This window comes from Vibrio sp. Vb0349 (assembly GCF_033338975.1).
Genome location: NZ_JAWOTS010000244.1, coordinates 1 through 1,306, shown reverse-complemented (window position 1 = coordinate 1,306; position 1,306 = coordinate 1). Strand labels below are relative to the sequence as shown.

Here is a 1,306-nt window from a genome sequence, read left to right as displayed (position 1 = left end):
AAACGCTGCGCCTCAAGACATTATCTTGCTGGCAGGTAAGGGCCACGAAGACTACCAAATTCGTAATGGCGAAACGATTCATTATTCCGACCGCGAATCCGCAATGCAGCTTTTAGGATTATCTTCATGATCAAGGTTACTTTATCTCAAATTGCAGAAATCACTGGCGGAGCGTTATTTGGTAACGATCTGACTATCGACGCAGTGTCCACTGACACGCGAACGATCGACAATGGTGCGCTGTTTGTTGCGATTGTCGGTGAACGATTCGATGCTCATAATTTTTGTCAGCAAGCATTTGAAGCGGGGGCTGGTGCCTTATTGGTTGAAAAGCGTCTTGATGTGAATGCGCCGCAAGTCGTGGTATCGGATACCAAAATCGCACTGGGCGAGTTAGCTTCTTGGGTGCACCATTCTTGCCAAACGCCTACCGTTGCGATAACTGGCAGCTGTGGAAAGACCACGGTGAAAGAGATGGTTGCCAGCATTCTTCAGCAAAAAGGCAACGTGTTGTTCACGGCAGGTAACTTCAATAATGATATTGGTGTTCCGCTGACCTTGTTGCGTTCTCAGCAAGATGACGATTACGCGGTGATTGAGCTAGGCGCAAACCATATTGGTGAAATTGCTTACACTACCCAGCTTGTGAAACCGGATGTTGCGCTGGTAAATAATGTTGCGGCGGCGCATTTGGAAGGCTTTGGTTCTATTGAGGGCGTAAAGCAAGCCAAAGGTGAAATCTATCAAGGGTTACAGGCTGGTGGCATTGCCATCGTCAATCTCGATAGTAACGGTGACGCGCTGTGGCAATCGGTTCTTGCAGATAAAAAAGTGATCACTTTCTCGCATAATAATTCGCAAGCGGACTTTTACGCATCGAACGTGACAATGAATGAGGAAGGTAAAGCGAGCTTTACTTTGCATATTTCATCAGATTCGCGAGAAATTGAACTGTCACTTGGTATTATTGGTCAACATAACGTTGCAAATGCCATTGCGGCCTCGATCATTGCGCTACACATGGGAGCAACCGTTGAAGAGATTCAGTTTGGTCTTTTAAACCTTAACAAAGTAAAAGGCCGAGTGGATGTAGAGCAACTCAGCTCGACGATCAAGTTGATCGATGACAGCTACAATGCAAGCGTACCTGCGATGAAAGCGGCGGTTGATTTGCTTGGGGCGTTTCACGGTCAGCGCTGGTTGATTTTAGGCAATATGGCGGAATTGGGTGAGGAAAGTCTTGCACTTCACCGTCAAGTCGGGGAACATGCTGCCCCACAAAAATTTGAACATCTTCTCACATATG

Annotated in this window: 1 protein-coding gene; it reads left to right on the top strand. The window is 46.9% G+C overall.

Annotated features, from left to right (window positions below; genetic code table 11):
- Positions 1 to 126: 126 nt before the first annotated feature.
- The coding region (locus R7Q47_RS24905; protein ID WP_318089968.1) for a UDP-N-acetylmuramoyl-tripeptide--D-alanyl-D-alanine ligase at positions 127 to 1,306 on the top strand (1,180 nt) is incomplete at its 3' end.